This is a genomic window from Lactococcus cremoris subsp. cremoris NBRC 100676, from assembly GCF_001591705.1.
In the GTDB taxonomy this organism is placed as follows: Bacteria; Bacillota; Bacilli; order Lactobacillales; family Streptococcaceae; genus Lactococcus; species Lactococcus cremoris.
This window is the reverse complement of the sequence record NZ_BCVK01000093.1, coordinates 1-3657: the sequence shown is the minus strand read 5'-3', so window position 1 is coordinate 3657 and position 3657 is coordinate 1. Positions and strand designations below refer to the sequence as shown.

The following is a 3657-nucleotide window of genomic DNA, read 5'->3' as shown; positions in this document are numbered from 1 at the left end:
AATTCGGGTATATGAATATGTGTGTTTAGGAGAATATCTAGGAGAATATTATGAAAAAAATAGTTTTAGTTGCTTTAGCAGCAATGGCATTTATAATGGGAGGGGTTATTAATGCACACCAAGTTTCTGAAGATACTGAGCCACCTCACGAAAAATTATATAGAATTTATAATCCAAATTCAGGTGAACATTTACTTACACCTGCTGGTTGGGAGGTTCTAATTTTAGAAAAAGCGGGATGGAAATCTGAAGGAGTCGCATTTTATATCCCATTAACTGAACCTCCATACTCAGGATATCCAGTTGTGCAACGTTTATATAATCCAAATGCAGGTGATCACCATTATACAACAAGTGATTTTGAAGCTACGACTCTTGTTTCAGTTGGGTGGACTAATGATGGAACATCATTTAGATTCCCAGTTGCTAAAGCGAATACTGGAGTCCCTGTTTATCGTCTTTATAATCCAAATGCAAAAGTTGGATCACATCACTTTACAATGAGTTCTTATGAAAGAGATTCATTAATTCAAGTTGGATGGAAAAATGAAGGAATAGCATTTAACGCTTATTCTAAATAATAATTACAAAGTCAACTAAATACGAATAAATTAGAAAATTAACCCTAACTTTGGTTAGGGTTTTTTATGGATAAAATTGTATTTTAAATATTACTATGTTTGGCTTTACAATACTATCGAGTTAGGCAACAGTAGCAACGTACATAATTAATCATGCTCTTTGTACTTAATACTCTATGGGTGGAGCTATTTTTATTTTGTAAACAAATCATTTCATAAATAAGAGAAAAAAGGGTAAAACAAATACAGTACAAAAATCTTTTTAAAAGATTCATTCTTAAGTGCCTCTAGCCCAGGCGCTTTTTTATTATTCATTTAAGAAAAGAAGGCTATAATATATATATTCCAAAAAATAAAACTTTTTCATAAAACTCCTAAGTGCCTATTAGTTTAGGTGCTTTTTTTATTTTTTATTTACATAAACTAATAAAACTCTTAAATAGGGCTGTCAGCAGTTCCTGATATTTTTTTATAAAAAATCACAAAGTGTTTGTGATAAGTTATTTTATATGATACTCTTAAATTAATATAAAATATAGGAGTATATTTATGAAAAAATTTGCGATTATCACAGTTTCTGTATCAGCACTTTTGACGCTGGGGGCATGCAGCTCACAAAAATCTAATACAAGTAATAGTTCTAAAATAGAGCAATCGTCAAAAGTTACGAAAAAAGTTCACAAAATGAGAACTCATCTCAGTCTAGCAGTTCATCTAAAAGTCAATCTACACAATCGAGTCAACAAAGCTCAACAGTTGATACTAAAAACCTTTCGGCTTTACAATTTAAACAATGGGTTGCAATGTATGAAGGAGAAAATCCACTTGATAATCGCCCTGAAAGGATTTATGTTTTTAATAATGAAAGTGACGGTAGAACGGTAGCAAAGACTGAAGTCACAACAGCTCAAATTGATTCAAGGAATACTTTTGAAATAAATGATAATGGTTCATTAGAAAGCTTAGATTTTGAACATTATCCGGGAATGAAAGTATCTTCGGATATTTTTCCAGTAATTAATCAAAAAGGCTTAAATGAAAAAGAAATACTCTACTGGGTGGTAGCGGTTCAAGATGCAATTTTTGCGAGCAAAGGCGTCGATCCTAGATTAAATGTAACTTATGATGTCAATATTCATTTAGAAAATAACTTAGTTTATGCTGATGTTTTAAAAATAGATTACTCAGCAAATCCAAATGGTGGAGCGGCAATTGCTAACAAAACTAAAATTAATGAGTTCAGGGTTAATGCTGACGGAAAATTAGAAATGATTGATAGTGCTGATAGCTCAAGATATACGATTATTTCACAAACATTTATGGACTCCTCAATGGTCAAATAAGGTGTCAATCACTAAGGTTTAAAAGTAATCTATAAAAAGTGAACAATAATATAATTTATAAAACTAAAAGATTGAACGAATAAAACAATTATAAAGTTATTATCGTAGGCCATCTCAATAATATACCAAGGAGCAATTGGTAAGTAGATTAACTTTATTAAAAAAATACTCAGGAATACTGAGTATTTTTTATCTTATTTTGTATAATAAGATTGCTGCTGAGCTTATCATAATGATTCCCGCTAAAATGAAAGAAATATTCGTTTTTCCATTATCACCGGTTTCTGGTAATGTGTTTATATTATTTTCTACGGTGTTAGGGATAATTGCCTTATTTAAGGTGACAGAATCTTTCGGAATATTGACCGTATTTTGATTTATAGAGGGCGATGTAGGTTCAGGATCGGGTGTAGGTTCAGGATCGGGTGTAGGTTCAGGATCAGGTGTAGGTTCAGGATCAGGTGTAGGATCTGGATCGGGTGTAGGATCAGGATCAGGTGTAGGATCTGGATCGGGTGTAGGATCAGGATCAAGTGTAGGATCAGGATCAAGTGTAGGATCAGGATCAGGTGTAGGATCTGGGTCTGGTGTAGGATCTGGGTCTGGTGTAGGATCTGGGTCTGGTGTAGGATCAGGATCAGGTGTAGGATCAGGATCAGGTGTAGGATCTGGATCAGGCTCAGGAGCCTCATTAATCTGAATCATGTTTGTTATTGAGTAGGGCGTAACATGTCTATCATTTTCAGGGAGAGCATCTGTAATATTCAATTGAAAAGTTTCGCTTCCAGAACTAATGTTAGATGTATCTACCATAATATCAAAGGTACCGGTATGTGAATTATTATCAATAGTAATATTAGAAATAACGACATAATTAAGGTTAGAACTGACAACTATATCGTCAGCTGTAAGTGAAGTACCACCATAATAACCAAAAGTTGCTGTCCCAATAATAATATCGCCCTGTGTCACTTCAATAATTCCAGAGTCAAGCCCCATATTGAAAAATTCAATTGTCGAAATACCATACCATTCTTGTTCGGCTTGGACAGAAGTATCAGGCGATAGATTATCAAGTTGATCTGCCTTTGTCGGAGAAGGTAAAGTAGTGAATAGTATACAAGTAGATAGGGCAACGATTGATTTTTTCATTTTAAAAACTCCTGTAAGTTATACAATACATTTTAACATATTATGTTAAAAAACAAAAAGACATTTTTACGAGTTTGTCTATTTTTTTACTAAAAATAGTAAAAGATTTATAAATATGTCGCATGAAAAGGAGAAGGAATAGTCATTTATATCAAAAACTGTTCATTATTATTTTTACTGTTGTATTTAGAAATCAAAATGTTATACTTAATCTAAAGGTGATTCAGTGAAATTATCGCTCTTTCATCTTTAGCCACTCAATCGGGAGTGGCTTTTTTGTATTTTTGTTGCAATTAAAGATTAAAGTGTTATACTGGGCACAGTATTGAGTGAAGATTAAAAAATACATATTTCTTAAAATTTAAGAATAGTAGATACTTGGAGCTTGAATTGGGAGTTAATAATGAATAATAATCGAGAGAAGAGAACAATTATTGGTCTGTTACTTTTAGGGCTGGTAGCAAGCATAATTATCATTTTTTTAGTAATAGCTTTACTGATGTAAAACCTTGTACTTAGGATTTGAAAAAACGTATTTTTTAGTTCGATTTATAATGATATAGTTTATAAATACCCGAATT

At 32.3% G+C, this 3657-nt stretch carries 3 protein-coding genes; 2 read left to right on the top strand and 1 reads right to left on the bottom strand.

The annotated features are described in order from the left end of the window. The first annotated feature begins 50 nt into the window (after nucleotides 1-50). Together LLA01S_RS11670 and LLA01S_RS11665 are read left to right on the top strand one after the other, a co-directional pair. Nucleotides 51-581, top strand: a complete 531-nt coding sequence (locus LLA01S_RS11670; RefSeq protein ID WP_011676387.1) for a hypothetical protein — start codon at nucleotides 51-53, stop codon at nucleotides 579-581. Nucleotides 582-1384: 803 nt separating this feature from the next. Next, on the top strand, nucleotides 1385-1924 hold the full coding sequence (locus tag LLA01S_RS11665) for a hypothetical protein (protein WP_232034990.1): 540 nt from the start codon (nucleotides 1385-1387) through the stop codon (nucleotides 1922-1924). Between the two features lie 189 nt (nucleotides 1925-2113). Here the strand turns inward: LLA01S_RS11665 and LLA01S_RS11660 are convergent, their stop codons facing one another. Continuing rightward, nucleotides 2114-3076: an LPXTG cell wall anchor domain-containing protein gene (locus LLA01S_RS11660; RefSeq protein ID WP_061778352.1), complete on the bottom strand. Its 963-nt coding sequence runs from the start codon at nucleotides 3074-3076 to the stop codon at nucleotides 2114-2116. Nucleotides 3077-3657: the final 581 nt, after the last annotated feature.